2 protein-coding genes are annotated in these 1180 nt (G+C 65.3%); one reads left to right on the forward strand and one right to left on the reverse strand.

Translation table 11 applies throughout. The features are described 5' to 3' along the window. Positions 1–185 (forward strand): hypothetical protein (locus ACN4EK_RS32795; protein ID WP_431662638.1); only part of this gene is annotated, 185 nt, incomplete at its 5' end. On the opposite strand, the gene ACN4EK_RS32800 is transcribed toward ACN4EK_RS32795, so the two are convergent. Then, positions 164–934: a dihydrofolate reductase family protein gene (locus ACN4EK_RS32800; protein ID WP_431662639.1), complete on the reverse strand. Its 771-nt coding sequence runs from the start codon at positions 932–934 to the stop codon at positions 164–166. The two genes, ACN4EK_RS32795 and ACN4EK_RS32800, sit on opposite strands and share 22 nt — an antisense overlap. Positions 935–1180: the final 246 nt, after the last annotated feature.

The following is a 1180-nucleotide window of genomic DNA, read 5'->3' on the forward strand; positions in this document are numbered from 1 at the left end:
GTTATGTGCCGAGTGACGGTAGCGTGGCGCTGGCGCGCGCCCGCCCCGATGTCGTCACGCTCGAGCACTTTGCTCACGCACGGCACACCAAGCTCTGGAACTACGACCGCGCACGATGGGAGCGTGCGATTGCCACGTGGCTGCGCTCCGTGGATGCGCGCTCTCAGGCGGAGGGCCCTGGCTGAAGCTGCCATCGCCCGAACTGTGTTCCGTCAGAGGCGAGGAGGAGTTGATGGGGCACAGCCGAGTGCTCCCGTAGCACATCACCCGTCAGCAGGGGCAAAGCGGGGCCGCCGATTCGGGGCATCACGGTTAAGCAGAGCTCGTCGACCACGCTCACACGCAGCAGGTGAGCTGCGAGCGTGGGCCCACCTTCCACGGTGATGCCAGCGAAGCCGAGTTGCCGCAGGGTCATCACGATCGCGTGGGCCGGAATGACGTCGTCGTCTGCCAGAACCATGATCCGCGCATGGGGAAGCTGTGCTCGAGCCGACTCTGCGCCGTGATCGGTGGTGAGAACGATGATCGGGTGATTCGTCTCGGTGGCTCCGAGCTGTTCAGGGCCAGCGGAGAGCCTGTGACCGCTCAGATCCCCGCTCGCCGTCACAATCGCGAGGGCGGCTCGGCGTGGTCGGAGGTACCTTTCTTGACGAACTGACTCGGCACCCACCACGACGACCTGTCCGAGTTCGCGAATGACGCCAAGAATCACCCGATCTGTCGGTGAGGTGAGCGACTCTGATGTGCCGTCGGCGCCCGCGGCGCGACCATCGAGAGTGCTGACGAGATTCAGTCGCACGTGTTCCGGGGAGTGCGGGCGGTACCAATCAAGGAGCGTGGGGCGTGCATCCGCTGAATCCATCCGAAGCGTTGCGCCGTCGTCGGGGATTGCTCGACGTACCAGACTGTCGGTGCTCTCGAGGCGCTCGCTCACGGCACCAGGCTACCGAGAGGCTCGCCCTCATCGCGGCGCTAAACTGAACCAGTGACAGTGGAGCGATTGACGAGCGCCCCGCGACTGGTTGATCGACAGCCCGGCTTGACCGCGGCAGAACTGGTCGGGCATTTAGTGCCCCCGCCACAGTTCTCCAGCGCGAGCCTCGAGAACTACCTGCCGGATTCGCGATTCCCTTCGCAGGCTTCCGCGGTCGAGGTGATGCGCACCTTCGCGGGGGGTGGG

It is taken from the genome of Pantanalinema rosaneae CENA516 (genome assembly GCF_050753385.1).
Taxonomy (GTDB): Bacteria; Cyanobacteriota; Cyanobacteriia; order Leptolyngbyales; family Leptolyngbyaceae; genus Pantanalinema; species Pantanalinema rosaneae.